The sequence below is a fragment of the Octadecabacter sp. R77987 genome (genome assembly GCF_042466115.1).
Classification (GTDB): domain Bacteria; phylum Pseudomonadota; class Alphaproteobacteria; order Rhodobacterales; family Rhodobacteraceae; genus SW4.
On sequence record NZ_JAXHBQ010000001.1, the window covers coordinates 2,890,306 to 2,909,742 of the forward strand.

Annotated in this window: 16 protein-coding genes and 1 tRNA gene; 10 read left to right on the forward strand and 7 right to left on the reverse strand. The window is 60.7% G+C overall.

Annotated features, from left to right (window positions below; all coding sequences use genetic code 11):
- Window positions 1-69 precede the first annotated feature (69 nt).
- From SJY21_RS14625 to SJY21_RS14660, 8 genes are all read left to right on the forward strand, one after another.
- Window positions 70-1,593 carry a LuxR C-terminal-related transcriptional regulator gene (locus SJY21_RS14625; RefSeq protein WP_377512287.1) on the forward strand — a complete coding sequence of 508 codons (1,524 nt, stop codon included), beginning with the start codon at window positions 70-72 and terminating at the stop codon, window positions 1,591-1,593.
- Between the two features lie 103 nt (window positions 1,594-1,696).
- Window positions 1,697-2,719 (forward strand): ABC transporter permease, encoded by a 1,023-nt coding sequence (locus tag SJY21_RS14630; RefSeq protein ID WP_377512290.1) that lies wholly within the window; start codon window positions 1,697-1,699, stop codon window positions 2,717-2,719.
- Window positions 2,716-3,594, forward strand: coding sequence for an ABC transporter permease (locus SJY21_RS14635; RefSeq protein ID WP_377512293.1), 879 nt, complete (start codon window positions 2,716-2,718; stop codon window positions 3,592-3,594). The genes SJY21_RS14630 and SJY21_RS14635 overlap by 4 nt, the downstream gene beginning before the upstream one ends.
- Entirely contained in the window at window positions 3,591-5,300 is a 1,710-nt protein-coding gene (locus SJY21_RS14640; RefSeq protein ID WP_377512296.1) for a dipeptide ABC transporter ATP-binding protein, read from the forward strand. The genes SJY21_RS14635 and SJY21_RS14640 overlap by 4 nt, the downstream gene beginning before the upstream one ends.
- Before the next feature lie 3 nt (window positions 5,301-5,303).
- Window positions 5,304-6,848 (forward strand): hydantoinase/oxoprolinase N-terminal domain-containing protein, encoded by a 1,545-nt coding sequence (locus tag SJY21_RS14645; protein WP_377512299.1) that lies wholly within the window; start codon window positions 5,304-5,306, stop codon window positions 6,846-6,848.
- Window positions 6,841-7,944: a DUF917 domain-containing protein gene (locus SJY21_RS14650; RefSeq protein ID WP_377512302.1), complete on the forward strand. Its 1,104-nt coding sequence runs from the start codon at window positions 6,841-6,843 to the stop codon at window positions 7,942-7,944. The genes SJY21_RS14645 and SJY21_RS14650 overlap by 8 nt, the downstream gene beginning before the upstream one ends.
- On the forward strand, window positions 7,941-9,026 hold the full coding sequence (locus SJY21_RS14655; RefSeq protein ID WP_377512305.1) for a DUF917 domain-containing protein: 1,086 nt from the start codon (window positions 7,941-7,943) through the stop codon (window positions 9,024-9,026). The genes SJY21_RS14650 and SJY21_RS14655 overlap by 4 nt, the downstream gene beginning before the upstream one ends.
- 37 nt (window positions 9,027-9,063) lie before the next feature.
- Window positions 9,064-10,632 carry an ABC transporter substrate-binding protein gene (locus SJY21_RS14660; protein ID WP_377512308.1) on the forward strand — a complete coding sequence of 523 codons (1,569 nt, stop codon included), beginning with the start codon at window positions 9,064-9,066 and terminating at the stop codon, window positions 10,630-10,632.
- Window positions 10,633-10,680: 48 nt separating this feature from the next.
- Here SJY21_RS14660 and SJY21_RS14665 read toward each other — a convergent pair whose 3' ends face one another.
- Window positions 10,681-12,108 (reverse strand): S1C family serine protease, encoded by a 1,428-nt coding sequence (locus SJY21_RS14665; protein WP_377512311.1) that lies wholly within the window; start codon window positions 12,106-12,108, stop codon window positions 10,681-10,683.
- Between the two features lie 99 nt (window positions 12,109-12,207).
- On the opposite strand from SJY21_RS14665, the gene SJY21_RS14670 reads away from it, so the two are divergent.
- On the forward strand, window positions 12,208-13,062 hold the full coding sequence (locus SJY21_RS14670) for a fumarylacetoacetate hydrolase family protein (RefSeq protein WP_377512314.1): 855 nt from the start codon (window positions 12,208-12,210) through the stop codon (window positions 13,060-13,062).
- 36 nt (window positions 13,063-13,098) lie between these two features.
- Here SJY21_RS14670 and SJY21_RS14675 read toward each other — a convergent pair.
- From SJY21_RS14675 to SJY21_RS14700, 6 genes are all read right to left on the reverse strand, one after another.
- A tRNA-Glu gene (locus SJY21_RS14675) sits at window positions 13,099-13,173 on the reverse strand.
- Window positions 13,174-13,270: 97 nt separating this feature from the next.
- Window positions 13,271-15,034, reverse strand: coding sequence for a single-stranded-DNA-specific exonuclease RecJ (gene recJ, locus SJY21_RS14680; RefSeq protein WP_377512317.1), 1,764 nt, complete (start codon window positions 15,032-15,034; stop codon window positions 13,271-13,273).
- 98 nt (window positions 15,035-15,132) lie between these two features.
- Window positions 15,133-16,098 (reverse strand): class II fructose-bisphosphatase, encoded by a 966-nt coding sequence (glpX, locus tag SJY21_RS14685; protein WP_377512320.1) that lies wholly within the window; start codon window positions 16,096-16,098, stop codon window positions 15,133-15,135.
- 150 nt (window positions 16,099-16,248) lie between these two features.
- A complete protein-coding gene (locus SJY21_RS14690; RefSeq protein ID WP_377512323.1) occupies window positions 16,249-16,632 on the reverse strand; it encodes a VOC family protein in 384 nt (127 codons plus the stop codon).
- A 21-nt stretch (window positions 16,633-16,653) separates the two neighbouring features.
- The gene (locus tag SJY21_RS14695; protein WP_377512325.1) at window positions 16,654-17,940 is read right to left on the reverse strand and encodes a homoserine dehydrogenase; all 1,287 of its coding nucleotides are present in this window, start codon (window positions 17,938-17,940) and stop codon (window positions 16,654-16,656) included.
- Window positions 17,941-17,992: 52 nt separating this feature from the next.
- Window positions 17,993-18,298: a hypothetical protein gene (locus SJY21_RS14700; protein ID WP_377512328.1), complete on the reverse strand. Its 306-nt coding sequence runs from the start codon at window positions 18,296-18,298 to the stop codon at window positions 17,993-17,995.
- A gap of 155 nt (window positions 18,299-18,453) precedes the next feature.
- On the opposite strand from SJY21_RS14700, the gene SJY21_RS14705 reads away from it, so the two are divergent.
- Complete coding sequence (locus SJY21_RS14705; protein WP_377512331.1) at window positions 18,454-19,398, forward strand: NAD(P)-dependent oxidoreductase; 945 nt, start codon at window positions 18,454-18,456, stop codon at window positions 19,396-19,398.
- Window positions 19,399-19,437 lie beyond the last annotated feature (39 nt).

A 19,437-nucleotide genomic window follows, 5' to 3' on the forward strand; every position in this document is an offset into this window, starting at 1 on the left:
CGGCAGTATAGGCAAGAAAACACGGGGCGCACAGTTGAACCGCTGCATCAGCGATGGCACCATTCGCCCATGGTTCAGGATGAACACCCCCAGTATGTTCTTGAGATTGCCAGCGCCTATGCGCGTGGCGATCTGGCGCTGGGCGACACCCTTTTCGAGAGGGCAGGCGGGGACCAGTTCGCGTTTCAGAACGGCTTTGATGCACTTGGGCTTGTCCTTGCGGCCATGCCCGAGGACCACTGGCGCCAGAGCGAGGCCGCCTTTTGTGGCTGGGCCGTCTATCTGTGCAAGTTCGGGCAGGCGGCCCGCGCGTCCGCCCATATCCATGACCCTGAACTGGCTTTTGAAAAGACAGTGCGCTTTACGATCGTCGAACTGCTGGTCACGATCCATCTGGGCGATCCAGTGCGCATCGCCGACATCGAACGCTGGACCTATCTGGAACGCCGGTTGCCGATTTCCGATCCGCTGGCCAGCGGGCTTTATTGCAACGCGATGCTGGTCATTCTTGTGCGGGTCGGCCGCCTGCGCGAGGCGCGCGCATTCGGGCTGCGCGCCATTGCCGCCTTTCGCGCCGCCAACCACGCCCACCTTGAACACTTCATCCACCTGCACCTTGCCGATCTGTCAATCAACGAGGGCAATCTGCGCGAAGGGCGCCGCCATCTGATTTCGGCCAAGACCTGTCTGGACACATGGGGCGAAACCTATGGCAACGAAGCCCAGCTCAGCGATATCATCGCGCTTGTTCTTGACTACGAAACCGGCAATTTCGCGCATATTCCTGCCTTGGGTGCGGCGTTGCGGGATTCCCTGGTGGCAGGTGACAGCTGGGCGGAAATCTTTAACCAGCTCGGGCGGATCACGGTCCTGTCGCTTTATTTCACGGCAGGGCGTGACGCGGCATTGCAGGAACTTGCTACATTTCAGGCAGGCTATGCACAGCGCCACGGGCGGCATTCCGATGTGCTGGCCCTGCTTGAAATCGAGATTGACCGCCTTGATCACAGCCTGGGCGGGGCCGAACACGCCTTGGCGCGGCTGGATGCGAACAACCTGCGCGGGCCGATCGGGTCAATCCTGCTGGGCGGGATCGTTGCGGTCCTTGGGCGGGATGACAAAGGCGTCACGTATGTATCGGGGCCGCGCGCTGGCCTGAACGAAGCCCTTCGCCATGCCGCACGAGCCAGCGGTCAGGTGCGCCGCCGTTTTGTGCAGCAGGCGTTCTTGTTGGCGATCCGCGAAAGCCACGCCGCGCCCTTTGTCGAAAACCGCGATGCCCTGTCGGGTTTGGGCGATCGGCTGACCTCAAGCGGCTTTGCGCGCGGGCATGTGCAGGTCGGGCGCATGGCGCGCAAGGTCTTGCGCACCGCCGAGCAAAGCTATTGGGTGCCCGCCCCCCTTCGCAAATTGGGTATTACCCACCGCCAGTTGCGCGTTTTGACGGCCCTGCAATCGGGCGCGACTAACAAGGAAATCGCCCGTCTGCTGGGGCTAAGCGAGGCTACTGTCAAATTCCATTTGACCAACCTGTATCGCGCGACGGGCACAAGTCGTAGGGGTCAGCTAATTGAATTAGCGACACAAATGTAGATAAATTACAAAAACTATACTTTTAACAACTAAACTATCCCTTTTTTGAATCCGTTGCACGGCGGATCGCGGTCTAGGCTGAACGCGAGGGGATTTACCACCAATGCTGCTTTATTTGATCCGTCGGGGCGCATCGCTGTTTTTCGTTCTGTTCGGTTTGGCCATCCTGATTTTCGTCATCGCCCGCATCGTGCCGGGTGATCCGGCGCGCATCGCGCTTGGCCCCTTGGCGACGGCCGAACAGGTTACTGAATTGCGCCTAGAAATGGGGCTGGACCAGCCGTTTATCGTGCAGCTTGGCACCTATCTGTCCGGCCTTGCGCAGGGTGATCTTGGCAAATCGCTTTTGACCTCGCGCCCCGTGATGGATGATATCATGGCTGCACTGCCGGCCACGTTTGAGCTGGTGCTGTTCACGCTGATCTTGCAGATCATCATTTCCATCCCGCTGGGCATACTGGCCGCGGTCTATCGCAATACATGGGTCGATAACGTGATTCGCGTGATTTCGCTGCTGGGGGTCGTGACGCCGGGTTTCGTGTTGGCAATCTTGTTGCAACTGAGTGCGGCGATGTATTTCGGGTTCTTCCCGATCACGGGCCGGCTGGACCCGGCGATTGTTTTTGACGCCGATATCACGGGCCTGTTGCTGGTGGACGGGCTGATCAAGGGCCGGTTTGATGTGGTGGGCGATGCCCTGCGCCACCTGTTCCTGCCCGCGATTGCGCTGGCCGCAGGCGGGATCGGGCAGGTCGTGCGCATCACCCGTTCGGCCATGATCGAAGTCGCCAGCCGCGATTTCATCGAAGCCTCGCGCGCCTATGGCATCCCTGAACAGGTGGTGCGGTTTCGCTATATGTTGCGGGTGGCCGCGGTCGCGCCCCTGACGATCCTGGGGTTGGAATTTGCCTCGCTGATCGGCAATGCCTTTATCGTCGAGTTCGTCTTTTCATGGCCCGGGATTGCCAGCTATGGCGTGCGCACGATCCTGCAAAAAGATCTGAACGCCGTGATCGGTGTGGTGCTGGTGTCGGGCGTGTTCTTTGTCGTCGCCAACCTGACCATCGACATCATTCTGGGTATTCTTGATCCCCGTCACCGTCTGCGCGAGGGGAGAAGCAAATGAGCGCCCCTGACATGATCGACACGCAGCGCGTTCTGACATCGCGCCAGATGGCGCTTTACCGCTTTACCCGCAACCCGGCGGCACTGGTGGGGGCGGTGATCGTGATCAGCGTTGTGATCGCCGCAATATTCGCGCCACTGCTGGCCCCTTCACCGGAAAGCGCCGGATCTTTTGTTGATTTCCGCAACCGCCACGCCGCCCCGTCATGGGAACACTGGATGGGCACCGACAATGTCGGGCGCGATGTGTTCAGTCGCGTCCTCTATGGCTTTCGCGTGTCGCTGGGTCTGGTCGTCGGCGTGCTGGGCGTCGCGGTACCGTTTGGCGTGATCCTTGGGCTGGTCGCGGGTTATTTTGGTGGCTGGACCGAAACGATCATCATGCGCTTTACCGATATCATGCTGGCCCTGCCGCCCTTGGCTATGGCGCTGGCAATCACGGCTGTGCTGTCGCCCAATCTGGTGAACGCGATGATCGCGATCACCTTGCTGTGGTGGACATGGCACACGCGGCTGATTTACCGCATCGTCAAGGCGCAGATGAACGAAGATTACGTCGAAGCCGCGCAGATCGCCGGTGCCACACATGTCCACATTCTGTTTCGCGAACTGCTGCCCAACTGCATCTCGGCGATTGCGGTGAAAATCTCGCTTGATGCGGGCTTTGTGATCCTGTTTGGCGCGTCGCTGTCATTCCTTGGGCTGGGCATCCAGCCACCCACACCGGACCTTGGCACGATGGTCGCCACAGGGGCGGAATACATGCCCGAAATGTGGTGGCAGGCAGTCATGCCGGGCCTTGCCATTCTTTATGCGATCCTTGGGTTCAACCTGTTGGGCGACGGCTTGCGCGATATGCTGGATGTCGAACTATGAGCGCCCGCCCGATCCTTGAAATCGACAATCTGTCGATCGGCTTTCGTGCTTACGGGCAGTATCGCCGTGTGTTGCGCGATGTGTCGATGACCGTAGGCGCGGGCGAGCGCGTGTCGCTGATCGGGCAGTCGGGATCTGGCAAGACCGTGACCATGCGCACGATCATCGGCACGCTGCCCATGCCCCCCGGCGTGGTCGAGGCAGGGTCAATCCGCTATGACGGGCGATCCTTGCTGGACCTCAACAAGATCGAACGCAACAAGCTGAAAGGCACGGGTATTTCCATCGTGCTGCAAGACCCGATGCTGTCGTTCAATCCGGTGCTGACAATTGGTCGCCAGATGGATGACATCGTGCGCTATGCGGACAGCCGCCTTGGCCAGACCCGCAGCGCCACCGCGCGCCGCGATCACATCGTTGACACGCTGGCCAAGGTGCAACTGTCCGAAGGCACGCGCATTCTGGACAGCTATCCAATCATGCTGTCGGGCGGGATGCGCCAGCGTGTGCTGATCGGCATGGCCCTGCTGAACAAGCCACGCCTGCTGATAGCCGATGAACCGGGCACTGCGCTGGATGTCACCACGCAGGATGAAATTCTGGCATTGCTGAACACGCTTGTCGCCAAGGAAGGGCTGTCGCTGCTGCTGATCACCCACAACCTTGGGGTGGTGCGGGAAATGGCGGATCGGGTCTATGTGATGGACAAGGGCCAAATCGTCGAGGAAGGCACGCGCGATGCGATTTTCACCGCCCCGCAGCACGATTACACCAAACGGCTGATGGCCGCCGTGCCGCCGCTTTATGGGCCTGACGTGGTGACGATTGAAAACCGCCACACCGAAACGCAGCCCGCGATTGCGATTGATGCGGTGTCCAAGGATTTCGTTGGCCGATCCGGCCTGTTCCACCAGAAACGCACCCTGCATCGCGCGGTTGATAACGTCTCCATCGACGTGCAACCCGGTGATATTTTCGGGCTGGCGGGCGAAAGCGGATCGGGCAAGACGACACTGGCGAAAATGACCTTGGGGCTGATTGACCCCAGCGCCGGGAAAATTCGCGTCGACGGGCGCAATATCGCGCAGATGGCCGGCACCGCCGATTTTCGCAAGCTGATCCAGATCGTCTATCAGAACCCCGGATCATCCCTGAACCCCCGCCGCACCATCACCGACCAGATCGCGGTGCCGCTGAAATTCACAGGGCACGAAACCACAAGGATCAAGACCCGCGTGGGCGAACTGCTGGAAATGGTCGATCTGCCTGCGGATATGGCGAATATGTATCCGCACGAACTGTCAGGCGGCCAGAAACAGCGGGTGGCAATTGCCCGTGCGCTGTCGGTGAACCCGCGCATTCTGGTGCTCGACGAACCGACATCGGCGCTGGATGTGCTGGTGCAATCGACGGTTATCGACCTGCTGCACCGCCTGCGCGACGAATTCGATCTGACCTATCTGTTCATCAGTCACGACCTGTCGCTGATGCGCAATTTCTGTAACCGCGTAGCCGTGATGCTGCGTGGCCAGATCGTCGAAGAAGGGCCGGTGGCCGAGGTGTTCGACACTCCCCGCCACGCCTATACCCGCGCGCTTTTGTCAGCCATTCCGGTCACGACCGATGCCGCCCAAGCGCAAAAACCAGTTGTTAGCAAAGAAGAACGCGCGGCGGTCCTGAACCCGTCGACCGCAATCGGAGGATAGACCATGATACGAATTGGCGTTGATGTCGGCGGCACGAATACCGACGCCGTCCTGATGGACGGGGACAAGATCCTTGCCGGTGTGAAATCGCCCACCACCGAGGACGTGATGGGTGGCGTCGCCGAAAGCATCACCAAGGTGCTGGATCAATCCGGCGTGCCTGCCGATCAGGTCGCCGCCGTGATGATCGGCACGACCCATTTCGTGAACGCCGTTGTTGAACGCCGCCACATGGTGCGCACCGCTGCCGTGCGTCTGTGCCTGCCCGCCGCGCAGTGCCTGCCGCCGATGGTCGATTGGCCCGATGATATCCGCGAGGCCGTGGGCGGCAAATACTGGCTTGCCAAGGGCGGCCACGAATTTGACGGGCGCGAAATCAACGCGCTGGATATGACCGAGCTTGATGGCATTGCCGCCGAAATCGGCGCAGCGGGCATCGACACAATCGCCATTTCGTCGATCTTTTCGCCGGTCAATGACGCGATGGAACGGCAGGCGATGGAAGCGCTGCAAAAGCGGCTGCCGGATGCGAATTTCACCCTGTCGTCGGAAATTGGCCGTCTTGGTATTCTGGAACGCGAGAACGCGGCGATCATGAACGCATCGCTGCGCGCCCTGTCCGCCAAAACCGTGCAGGCCTTTACCAAGGCGCTGGCGCAAGTCGGGCTGACCTGTCCCTATTACATCACCCAGAACGATGGCACACTGATGAACCGCGATTTCGTGCAGGCCTATCCGGTGCTGACGTTTGCCAGCGGGCCGACCAATTCGATGCGCGGGGCGTCGTTCCTGTCCGGTGAATCAGACGCGATTGTCGTTGATATCGGCGGCACGACCACCGATGTGGGGGCCTTGGTCAAAGGCTTCCCGCGTCAGGCCAGCACGACTGTCGATGTCGGTGGTGTGCGCACCAATTTCCGTATGCCCGATGTCTATTCTATCGCCCTTGGTGGCGGCACGATTGTCGCAGGCGAAGGGGACGCGATGACCGTTGGGCCGCGTTCAACCGGCTATCGCATCCTGCAAGACGCGCTGGTATTTGGCGGCGAAACCCTGACGGCCACGGATGTCGTCGCCGGGCTGGGACTTGCCGATGTGGGCGATGCGTCCAAGGTGGCGGGCGTCGACAAGACGCGCCTTGAAACCGCCAAGACCATGATCGACGAAATGGTTCACAACGCCGTTGAACGCATGCGCGTCTCGCCCGATCCGATCCCGATTCTGGCGGTCGGTGGCGGGTCGATCCTGATGCCTGACACGATGGGTGAACTGAGGGTGGTCCGCCCGAACCACTATTCCGTTGCCAATGCAGTTGGCGCGGCAATCGGACAGATTTCAGGCGAGGTGGATCGCATCTTTTCGCTGGCGTCCACCACCCGCGAAGCGGCCTTGGCCGAAGCGCGCACCGAAGCAACAAACAAGGCCATCGCCGCAGGTGCGCACCCTGACAGCATCGAACTGCTGGATCAGGAAGACGTGCCACTTGCCTATCTTCCGGGCGGGGCGACCCGTATCCGGCTCAAGGTCGTGGGGTCGATGAATGGCTGACACGATGAAAGAGGTGACGCTTGCGGATCTGGACGCGCTGGAAATCGGCGCGGCGATCCTTGGCACAGGTGGGGGCGGCAACCCCTATATCGGCAAGCTGCGCGTGCGCGAGGAGTTACGCAAAGGACGCAAGATTCCCGTGATTCCGCTGGCCGAACTGCCCGACGATGCGCTGGTCGTGTCGCTTGGCGGGATTGGCGCGCCGGTTGTCGGTGTGGAAAAGATCGAACAGGGCGAAGAATGCCTGCGCGCACTGCGCGCCGTTGAACAGGAGGTCGGGCGCAAGGTTGATGCACTGATTTCCGCTGAAATCGGCGGGGCCAATGCGATGGAACCGATGTTGACGGCCGCGCAGGCCGGTCTGCCGGTTGTTGACGGCGATGGCATGGGGCGCGCGTTCCCCGAAATGCAGATGATCACGTGGTCGATCTATGGCCAGCGATCCGCCCCTGCGGCGATGGCCGATGAAAAGGGCAATGTTGTGGTGTTCCGCGAAACGCCCAGCGACAAGTGGCTTGAAGATCTGGCGCGCGCCAGCGTGGTTGTTATGGGCGCAGCGGCCGGACTGGCGCAGGCCCCGATGCGCGGCGAATTTGTCAAACGCGCCGCCATTCCGGGCACGGTGACACAGGCGCGCAACCTTGGACGTGCGGTGCTGGATGCCAACCGCGACCACCGCGATCCGGTGCAGGCAGTCATTGATCACGAAGGCGGTCGCCTGCTGATGACGGCCAAGATCTCTGATCTGGAACGCCACCTCAAGGGCGGCTTTGCGGTCGGGCATCTGAAGCTGGAAGGCTTTGGTGATTTTCAGGGCGACAGCGGTAAGATCAACCTGCAAAACGAATTCCTGATTTTTGCGCGCAATGGCGTGGTCGAGGTGTGCGTGCCTGATCTGATCGTTGTTCTGGATGCCGACACGGGCCACCCGATCACCACCGAAATGCTGCGCTATGGCCAGCGGATCGCGGTGCTGGGGCTGCCCTGTCACGGGTTGTTGCGCACACCCGAAGCCCTTGCCGTCGTCGGGCCCGCCGCCTTTGGCTATCCGGACGTCACCTTTGCGCCGATGGAAACCAAGGAGGGGACAGGATGAAACCGCTCAAACAAATCACGCTGGATGACATGGGCCATATCGCCCTTGGCGGTGCATTTCTGGGCACCGGCGGCGGTGGCGATCCCTATATCGGCAAGTTGATGGCCGAACAGGCAATCAGGGCAACCGGCCCCGTGCAGGTGATCGACGTTGATGATCTGGCTGATGATGCGCTGGTCGTGCCTGTTGCGATGATGGGCGCCCCAACGGTCATGTTGGAAAAGCTGCCCCGCGGCGACGAGGCAATATCAGCCCTTCGTGCGCTCGAGGCTGTTTTGGGCCGCAAGGCCGATGCGATCTTCACGATCGAGGCGGGAGGGCTGAATTCGACCATCCCGATCGCCGTGGCGGCGACCGCCGGCCTGCCCATCGTCGATGGCGATGGCATGGGTCGTGCGTTTCCCGAATTGCAGATGGTGTCGATGACGATGGCGGGTGTGTCGGCCTGCCCGATGACGATGGCCGACGAAAAGGGCAATGCGATCACGCTCAACACCGTCGATAACCTGTCGACTGAAAAATTCGCGCGCTCCATCACCGTGGAAATGGGCGGCGCGGGGCTGATCGCGCTTTATCCGATGACAGGGGTCGAGGCAAAGAAGGCAACCCTGCGCGGGTCCATGTCACTGATCCACGACATCGGCAAGATCGTGCAAGAAGAACAGGCCGCCAACCGCAACTGCGCACAGCGCCTTGGGCGCGAATTGAAAGGTATCCGCCTGTTTGAAGGGCGCGTGATGGACGTTGACCGGCGCACCACCGGCGGGTTCGCGCGTGGCACGGCGATCATCCAAGGTCTGGACAGCTTCGAGGGCCGTGAAATCCGCCTGCATTTCCAGAACGAGTTTCTGGTCGCCGAAACCGATGACGGCACCGCGCTGGCAACGACACCCGATCTGATCTGCCTGCTGGACCTTGAAACCGGTGTGCCGATCACAACCGAAACGATGGGCTATGGCTTTCGGGTCATTGTCTTTGGTCTGCCCTGCGATCCCGCCTGGCGATCTGACCACGGCCTGCAACTCGTGGGCCCGCGCTATTTTGGCTACGAGCATGACTATGTTCCAATAGAAGACCTTTGAAGGTCCGCAAATGATGAAACCAACAAGGAGAAATGTAATGAAACCCCTTCGTTCCCTACTGCTGGCCGCGACGGCCACGGGTGCGCTGCTGTCGGCGGCCCCCGCCTTTGCCCAGAATGTCGTGACCGTCAATACGGTGCAGATTTTCGGCACGGTCGATCCGGCCAAGATCAACGATTACACCGAATACATGGCTGGCGTGAACATGTATGAAGCGCTGACCACACTTGATGGTGACGGTGCGATCCAGCCGCTGCTGGCCGAAAGCTGGGAGGTGTCGGATGACACGCTCACATGGACATTCACCCTCAAGGAAGGCGCGCTGTTTCAGGACGGCACCCCCGTCGAGGCCAAGGATGTTGTCTGGTCCATCGAACGCCTGATGGCGATCAACGAAGGGCCGTCATACCTCTTTAGCCCGATCCTGTCCGAAGGCGCGGTGACGGAAATCGACAGCCGCACAGTGCAAATCGTGCTTGATGATATCTATACGCCTTTCCTGACGACCACGCCGATCCTGTTCATCGTGAACGCGGATCTGGCCCTTGAAAATGCGACAGATGCCGACCCTTGGGCGCAAGACTACCTTGCCAATAATTCGGCAGGGGCCGGGGCGTTCATGCTTGATAGCTGGAACCGCGGCGCATCCATGACCATGAAACGGTTTGCCGATTATCACCTTGGCTGGGACGATCAGGCCATCGACGAGGTCCGCTTTGTCGTCACCAACGAAGAAGCAACCGTCAAGGCTCTGGCGCAGGCCGGTGAACTGTCGCTGTCCTCGGACGGGCAGGCGCAGGAAACCTATGCCGCAATTGGCGCATTGGACGACTACCGGATCGTTGAATACCCCACGGCGACGAACTTTTACTTCAAGCTGAACAACCAGCGTCCGCCGACCGATGATCTTGATATCCGCCGCGCACTGGCTTTGGCCACGGATTACGACACGATCCGCGAATTCCTGCTGCCCGGTGAACCGCTTGCCGGTCCGATGCCGCCGGTCTTTGCCGATGCCTTCCCCGATGACGTGCTGCCGCCAGAATTTGATCTGGATGCCGCGCGTGCCTTGGTCGAAGGATCGTCTTACGGCGGGCAGGGGCCAATCGACATCGAAATGATGTATGTCGCGGGCCTCGCCTTCGAGGAAGAAATCGCGCTGCTGCAAAAGTCGATCCTCGATACGATCGGGTTCAACACCATTCTGAAGCCCGAACCGTGGAACCGGATGACGGAACTTGCCGGCAACGTGGAAACCACCCCGCACATGACGCAGGTGTTTTACGGGGCCACCTATCCGTCGCCCGACAGCTACTTCTTCAACCAGTTCCACTCCAGCGCGGCTGGCACGTGGCAGTCGATGGACTGGCTGCTGGATGATGATGTTGACGCGATGATCGACGAAGCCCGCGCCACCGTCGATGTGGATGCGCAAAACGCGATCTACGCCGATTTGCAGCGCAAGCTGGTGGATGAACAGGTTGCCGTATTTGTGCTGACCCAGCGGTCACAACAAGCCCAGCACAACTGCCTTGACGGGTTTACATGGGTGCCGATGCAAAGCTTCGAATTCAACTTCCACACCATGAAATGGATCTGCGACTAGGCAGACCGACCGCGGCGACGCCCAAGCAATCCGGCGTCGCCGCCACACCTAATACGTGCAGGTGATCAGACCGGTATAGGCGGCCGCACTTTCGGCAATGTCTTCGGGTGCCAAAGGATCATCAGCTAGCCCAAGCAGTGGTTCGATACCGTGCTGGAACAAGAACAGCTTGGCCAATTCACCACGGATCGCAAAGTTCACGTTCTGTGGAATATCGCCGACCTCGTCCGCGACAACCTGCGCATCAAGTTTGGACACGACGACCCCCACAACTTCACCGTCAGCGGCAATGACCGGACCGCCGGAATTGCCCGGCTGCACCGGCGCAGTGATTTGCATGCCGCCGACTGCGCCGCCAAACCCCATCTGCGACGAAACGGCACCGCGCGTGACATTCAGCCCTGTCAGAATGTCGCTTAACGGATATCCAACCACAGTCACGTCCGAGTTCAGTCGGGCAGGCGTGGGTGAAAACCGCGCAACCGCCTGAGGATCAAGCGATCCAACCGCGATGATTGCAAGGTCAAACTCCTCGGACGCCGCAACGACTGATGCGGGCCGCCCGTCATAGGCCAGTGTGCGGCAACCTGCGACGACGTGCTCGTTCGTCAGCACATGGCCTTGGCCGCTGACGACGAATCCCGTGCCGGTCGATCCGCTGGAACTGGGCGCAGCTGGCGCTTCGGGTTGATCCGCAGGCGGCACGCCCTCGGCCAATAATGCAGTGGCCTGACGGATCACGCGGTCAAGTTTGCCATCAGGCGTGATTGTTACGGGGTCGGCCCACCCAACCGAAATGCTTGCGGCAACGGCGTTCAGGATAGGCACATCGCGCCGTTCGGCCGATAGCATGACAGTATGCCAGGCGCCGTCAATGTAGTTGGAGCGCGTGTAAAGAATGCCGCCTCCCGCCGTTTCAGCGCTGGTTATGACAAAGTCCTGACGGCGCACCGTATAGGGCGAAGCCGCGCGGACATGGCTGTCATAGGTGTAGTCATGCAAACGCTGCACCGTGTCGCGGGTGTGAATACCGGTCGAATAGGCAAGGCTGCTGTTGGCGTGGCGCCAGTTCACGAAATACACGCTTGAAGGTTCAGACACGGCGGCGCGATAGGGGTAAAGCATCGACATCTCTAGCCCGTCGAAGTGGCGGATTGCCCAGCCATCACGTTCAAAGATATCCATAAACCGAAATGCGAGTGCCGCCATGTGCCAGTCCTCGGCCCCCGTGCCAAATTCTGCACGGGCATAGGCGTTCAGCGCAGTTTGACTCAGCCGCCCCCAATCCCCATCAAGTAACCCGTTGTAGTGCCCCTCAAAGGCAAGGGCCGTTTGCAAGAACCGCTTGTCTGCATAAGTCAGACCGTCCGCGCGAAAGTCGCGAAACAGGTCGTCGTAGTTCTGGGCAATCGCAGGGGCCGCAAACACCAGCAACCACAACCCCGTCAGAAAAAAGCGAAAGAAGCTACGCATCATATCTCACCACTTGGCGTCCGCACTTGCATCTGTTCAAGAGATTGGAAATCATCGGGTTTGTCCAGTCGGGGCAACTGCAAACAATGAAAGGGCCATGCGATGAAATTGGTGCGATACGGGAAGGTTGGTGCGGAAAAGCCCGGGATGCTGGACGCCGGGGGCTGCATTCGCGATCTCTCGGATATGGTGCCTGACATTTCCGGCCAGGTCCTGACCCGCGCTGGCATTGACCGGTTGCGCGCGCTTGATCCTGCGACCCTGCCGCTTGTGCAGGGAACACCGCAGGACGATATCCGCCTTGGTGCATGTGTTGGCAATGTCGGGAAATTCGTCTGCATCGGCTTGAACTATGCAGATCACGCTGCCGAAGCGGGCCTTGATATCCCACCTGAACCGGTCATTTTCAGCAAGTGGACCTCGTGCATCGTTGGACCGGACGACGATGTGATTCTACCTCGCGGCGCGCAAAAGACCGATTGGGAGGTCGAACTGGCCATCGTGATCGGTGATGGCGGCAGCTACATTGCAGAACGCGATGCGCTGGCGCATGTGGCCGGGTTTTGCATCGTCAACGATGTTTCGGAACGGGAATACCAGATCGAACGTGCCGGCACGTGGGACAAGGGAAAGGGCTGTGATACCTTCGGGCCGATCGGCCCGTGGCTCGTGACCCCTGACGAGGTTGGCGATCATGAAAACCTTGGCATGTGGCTCGAGGTTGACGGGCAGCGCTATCAAAACGGCAATACGTCAACGATGGTCTATGGAGTGGCGCAGCTTGTGGCCTATTGCAGCCAATTCATGTCGTTGCAACCCGGTGACATTATTTCAACCGGAACGCCGCCCGGTGTGGGTATGGGGCAAAAGCCGCCCGTCTATCTGCGCGGTGGCGAAACGATGCGGCTTGGCATCGAAAAACTGGGCACGCAATGCCAACGCGTGCGCAAATCCTGAGGTCGCATCAGTTTGGCAAAGGATCGGGAAACACCATGGCAGTCCCTAGGGGAATCGAACCCCTCTTTCCAGGTTGAAAACCTGGCGTCCTAACCGATAGACGAAGGGACCGCACTTGGTGAGCCGCTTTTAGGGAAACCGTTTGCCAAGGGCAAGGGGGTTTTTCGCGGAAAATTGCGAATTTTTTGGGCCTGAATTTCAAGGGTTTTCAGGCGGGTGCCGCGTCTTCAAGGCGCAGTTGCACCGATTGACGCCCCTGCCATGTGTTCACTTCAAGGCGCCCCGCCAGATGGAATCGGGCACCTCCGTGATTGGCCAGCATGATCCCCAGCGGACCATCCATCGCGCCAAAGGAAATGGCATCAATGCGCGCGCCAAGCCCGTCACCGAACGTCAACTTCAGATGGTCCGCACCAACCCGTTTCGTGAACAGGATCTGACAATCAGGAAAGGCAAAGCGCGGGGCAGGGGCACCAGCGCCGAACGGTCCTGCCTGTTCGATCTGTTCAATCAGTTCCACGCTTGCCGCACCGGGCATCAAGACCCCGTCAAGGCGCAGATCAGCAGGTCCGATGTCACCTGCGCCCTGCTTGGCCAACAGCTCTGACAGCCGCGCCATTGCCGGTTCCAGCTTGTCACGCGCCACCGACAGGCCCGCCGCCATCTTGTGCCCGCCGCCTTTTATCAACAACCCCTCTGACGCCAGTCTCTGGATCGCGGCACCCAGATCAATCCCGCTCACGGACCGACCTGATCCTTTGCCCTCGTCGCCATCCAGCCCGATCACAACAGCAGGGCGGTTCGTGGCTTCTTTCAGCCGTGACGCCACAATCCCGACGACACCCGGATGCCAGCCTTCGCCTGCGGCCCAAACCAAGGGCGCATCAAAACCGCGCGCCTCGGCCTGTTCCAAGGCCATCTCGCGTACGCTGCTTTCGATCTCGCGGCGTTCCGTGTTCAGCTGATCCAGCCGTTCGGCCATCGCCTGCGCCGCGCGCGGGTCGGTGCAAGCCAGCAGACGCGCGCCAAGATCAGCCTTGCCGATGCGCCCGCCCGCATTTACGCGCGGCCCCAGCAGAAACCCCAGATGATAGGACGAGGGCGCACTGTCCATCCGCGCCACATCCGACAGGGCGACAAGGCCAACCCGCTTGCGGCGCGCCATGACGGCAAGCCCTTGGCGCACCAGCGCACGGTTCACGCCGATCAACGGGGCCACATCGGCCACCGTCCCCAACGCCACCAGATCAAGCAGGGCAATCAGATCAGGGCCTTGTTTGCCCGCTTCGCGCAGTCGCCTGTTCACCTCGACCAACATCAGGAACACGACACCAGCGGCACACAAATGCGCCAATGCGCCGTCCTCGTCCTGGCGGTTCGGGTTCACGACGGCAACGCAGTCGGGCAAGGTTTCGCCGCCAAGGTGGTGATCCAAGACGATCACGTCTGCCCCGATGGCCGCGGCAATCGGCCCGTGCGAAAGGGTGCCGCAATCCACGCAAACAATCAGATCATGGTCGGCCGCCAGCATCGCCATGGCGTCGTCATTGGGGCCGTATCCTTCATCAATCCGGTCGGGAATATACAAGGTCGCATCGCAACCCATATCGCGCAGCCAAGAAATCAGCAGCGCAGCAGAGGTGCCGCCATCGACATCATAATCGGCAAAAATCGCAATGCGCTGGCCCGCGTCCAGGGCCGCCAGAAACCGTGCGGCGGCATCGTCCATATCGCGCAAAGACCGCGGGTCGGGCAGCAGGTCACGCAGTTTCGGCGCAAGAAACGCCGCTGCATCTGCACTTTCCACACCGCGCCGTGCTAAAGTGTGACACAGGGGTAGGGGCAGTCCAGTGTCTTGCGCCATCGCCTCGGCGGCGCGGTCTTGCTCAACGCTTGGTCCGACCCAGCGCCTGCCGGTCGCCGACTCCGTCACACCTAGAAAAGCGCGCGCCATATGTTGTGTCTCATCCATCACCTCACACCATATGCGCAGGGGTGCGGTTTGACCACGCCCCCAATCTCATCTTGCGAAAAATATCCCCGCCGGAGGCTCCGCCGCCCGCAGCGCCGTCACCCCGTCGGGTTGCGATAGGACATCCGCCGCACGGATCCTGTCTTGGAGCGCATCAGAATGGTTTCGGCGGTCAAGTAGCCGACCTCGCGCTTGATCCCCGCCAGAATCGACCCATCCGTCACGCCGGTCGCGGCAAAGATCACATCGCCCGTAACCATGTCATCGCGGGTGTAAACGCGGTCCAGATTGGTGATGCCGGCCTTCTTGGCGCGGGCGCGCTCATCGTCGTTGCGAAAGGTCAGGCGGCCAAACATCTGTCCGCCCATACATTTCAGCGCCGCCGCCGCCAGCACACCTTCGGGCGCGCCACCACTGCCCATATACATGTCGATGCCGGTCAAATGCGGCTCGGCGCAATGCATCACACCAGCCACATCACCATCGGTGATCAGGCGAATGGCCGCGCCGGTACTGCGCAACTCGGCGATCATTTCTTCGTGGCGCGGGCGTTCAAGCACGCAAACGGTGATATCTTGCGTGCTGCAACCCTTGGCAGAGGCAAGCGCGTTGACGCGGTCAGCGGGGGACATATCAAGCGTCACAATGCCGGTGCGAAACCCCGGACCGATCGCCAGTTTGTCCATATAGACATCGGGTGCGTGCAGCATTGATCCGCGTGGCCCCATCGCGATCACGGTCAGGGCGTTGGGCATGTCCTTGGCTGTCAGGGTCGTGCCTTCCAGCGGGTCCAGCGCGATGTCCACACCAGGGCCATCGCCCGTGCCGACCTCCTCGCCGATATAGAGCATCGGTGCTTCGTCCCGCTCGCCCTCGCCGATGACCACAACACCTGCGATATCAAGCTTGTTCAACTGATCGCGCATGGCGTTGACGGCGGCTTGATCGGCGGCCTTTTCATCCCCGCGCCCGATCAGGCGGGCACTGGCCAGCGCGGCGGCCTCGGACACGCGGGCAAGGCCCAGAGACAGCATGCGGTCGCTAAAATCGGCAGCTTTGGACATGGGGTATTCCTTTTGGATGGGATAGGTGTGGTGTAACCCGCCCTTTGCCCAAGGCCAAGCGCAAGGAAGCCGAGTTTCGTCGCTAACATTGGTATTCCGGCCCAAATCCTTGCAAAGGATTTGCGTGCAGACTTTCAACGAAAGTCTGCGTCACGCAGGCAGGTGGCAGACCATTTCGATGTTGTTGCCGTCAGGGTCGCGCACAAAAGCGCCATAGTAATCCGCATGATAATGGGGCCGCAGCCCGGGCGGGCCATTGTCGGTGCCACCTGCCGCAAGGGCTGCGTCATAAAAGCGATCAACGGTTGCACGATCAGGTGCATGAAATGCGATGTGAACCGGCGGCGTTTGCGCCGGACCTTCACTCAGCCAGAAAACCGCACGATCAGGGCCATACCCAGCGACTTTCACGCCGCCTGTGAATTCTTCGGGAACCATCATCACAAGCGCCGCGCCAATCGGCGCAAGGGCCGCGTCATAGAACCTTTTAGCCGCGTCGAAATCGGAAACACTTAGGCCAGTGTGGTCAATCATGGCGCATTCCCTTGTGGCCGGTCAGACTTCCTCGATCCGGATCGCAACGGGTGCGCCAATGACAACGCGGGTGTCAGCCATTGCGTCCAACGCCTCGTCCAAAGCAGTGCGTGTGGTTTTATGTGTCACGATCAGCACGGGCGCGCTGGTGTCCTGGTGGCCGTATTGGCGCATCCGGTCGATGCTGATGCCTGCCTCGCCCAAAGTCTGCGCAACCTTGGCAAGCGCACCAGGCTTATCCAACAGCTGCATGCGCAGGTAGTATGGCGCGGACACGGCGGCGCGGGCCGCGCGGGCCGCGCGCAGGCTGCTTGCGGGCTGCCCGAACGTTGGCAGGCGCAAGCCGCGCGCAATATCCATCACATCGCCCATGACGGCACTGGCAGTCGGGCCTTCGCCGGCACCTGCACCCCGCAGGACGATCTGGCCCACGGCGTCTCCTTCGATCACCACCATGTTCGTGCCGCCTTCCAGCTGCCCCAGCGGAGATGTATCGGGCACGAGGCAGGGCGACATGCGCTGTTCCAGTCCGCGCCCTGTCATCTGGGCGACACCCAGCAGCTTGATACGGTAGCCCATGTCGGCGGCCTGATGGATGTCCTCGATGGTGACAGCACCGATGCCTTCCAACTCGACCGCGTCAAAATCGACCTGCGTTCCAAAGGCAATCGACGACAGGATCGCCAGCTTGTGCGCAGCATCAATTCCACCCACGTCCAGTTCGGGATCGGCTTCGAGATATCCCAGCTGGTTGGCTTCATCAAAGACGGCCTCGTAAGAAAGCCCCGCACTTTGCATGCGCGTCAGGATATAGTTGCAGCTGCCGTTCATCACGCCCATGACGCGGGTGATTTCGTTGGCGGCCAAACCTTCGGTCAGTGCCTTGATTACGGGAATGCCACCGGCCACGGCCGCTTCGAAACGGATCACGCGATCTGCGGCCTCGGCTGTTTCAGCCAGGGCCTGACCGTGATGCGCCAGCAGCGCCTTGTTTGCGGTGACCACGTCTTTGCCAGCTTTCAGGGCGGCTTCGACTGCGTCTTTCGCTGGGCCGGTGTCGCCGCCGATCAGTTCGACAAAAACGTCAATATCCTTGCGCTTGGCCAAGGCAACGGGATCGTCCTCCCACGCATAATCAGACAGGGCGACATCGCGGTTCTTGCCTTTGGATCGTGCCGAAACGGCAGTGATCACAATCGGGCGACCCGTGCGGGCGGCCAGCAGGTCGGCCTGCTTTTGGACGATGCGCACCACGCCCACACCTACGGTTCCAAGACCTGCAATTCCAAGGCGAAGTGGCTCTGTCATAATCCGGTTCCGTATAGTTGTGGTTCAAAAGGCTGTTAGCGCGTTGGCGCGGCTACTGCAACGCGGCGATGTTGATGCCGCGCGCCATGCGGGCGCGGGTGACGCGATCAACGACCGGACCACGCAACCTGTTGGCCTGCGCACGCAATCGCGCAAGGCGGCTGTCAAAACTGGCCAGTGCGGCGGCGCTGGTCTGACCCGATTGTGCCATACTGTCCGCCTGCGTCAGCAAAGGCCCAAGCGGCACAAGATCGGGGTAGGGCGCATCAAGTGTCGCCTGATCCAGCGTTGCGTCCAGTTCGGGAAACTGGGTGCAAGCGGTGGTCAGGCAAAGAAGGGCAATCACAAGCGGGCGCATCAACGGGCCTTAGCGGGGCAAAGTTGCGCGACAATAGGGGGCTGGCGCGCGCAGATGCAAGGGGTGCAGGATCACACAATTGGCGCGATGTCGCAAATGGGCGGGCCAGCTGCGCGCCTTCCGACCAAGTTGGCGCAAACAACAGGAGACACAGTATGAAAATTGGCTTTATCGGCTTGGGGAATGTGGGCGGCAAACTGGCGGGGAGCCTGCTGCGCAACGGTATTGATCTGGCGGTGCACGATTTGAACCAGACCTTTGTTGCCGATTTCCTGGACCGCGGCGCGCGCGACGGGCAATCACCCGCCGCGCTGATGGCCGAATGCGATCTGGTGATCACCTGTCTGCCGTCACCCGCCGCCTGCGATGCGGTCCTTACCCAGATGTTGCCCGAAGTCACGGCTGGCAAGATCTGGCTTGAGATGTCCACGACAGACGCCGCCGAGGTGCAGCGCCTTGGCAACGAAGTCATCGCGCGCGGTGGCGCGGCTGTGGATTGCCCTGTATCGGGCGGCTGCCACCGTGCGGACACGGGCAATATTTCGATCTTTGCGGGCTGTGATCGTGCAACCTTTGAACGCGTGTTGCCGGTGCTGACCATTCTGGGGCGGCGCGTCCTGCATACCGGCGATCTGGGCAGTGCCAGCACGTTGAAAGTGATGACCAACTACCTGGCAACGGCCAATTTGCTGTCGGTTTGCGAAGCGCTGGTGACGATGAAGGCCGCCGGTCTTGATCTGGCCACCACATACGAGGCGATCCGCATCAGTTCGGGCACGTCATTTGTGCATGAAACCGAAAGTCAGGTCATTCTGAACGGCAGCCGCGATATCAACTTCACCATGGATCTGGTGAAAAAGGACATCGGGCTGTTTCAGGACATCGCCGAACGCGCCGGTGTGCCGCTTGAAATCAGCCCCCTCATGGTGTCGATCTTTGAAGACGGGATCGCCCGCTACGGTGCGCGTGCACAGTCTGACGACATTATCCGCCGCCTCGAGGAAGCAACGGGGCTTGATATCACCGCGCCCGGATTTCCGGCGGAAATGGTCGACGATGAACCCGAAGAACCCGGCTACGAGGTGGTCCCCAACCGATAAGGCTGGCAGCGGCACGCGCTTTTCGCTAGCACGGCGCAA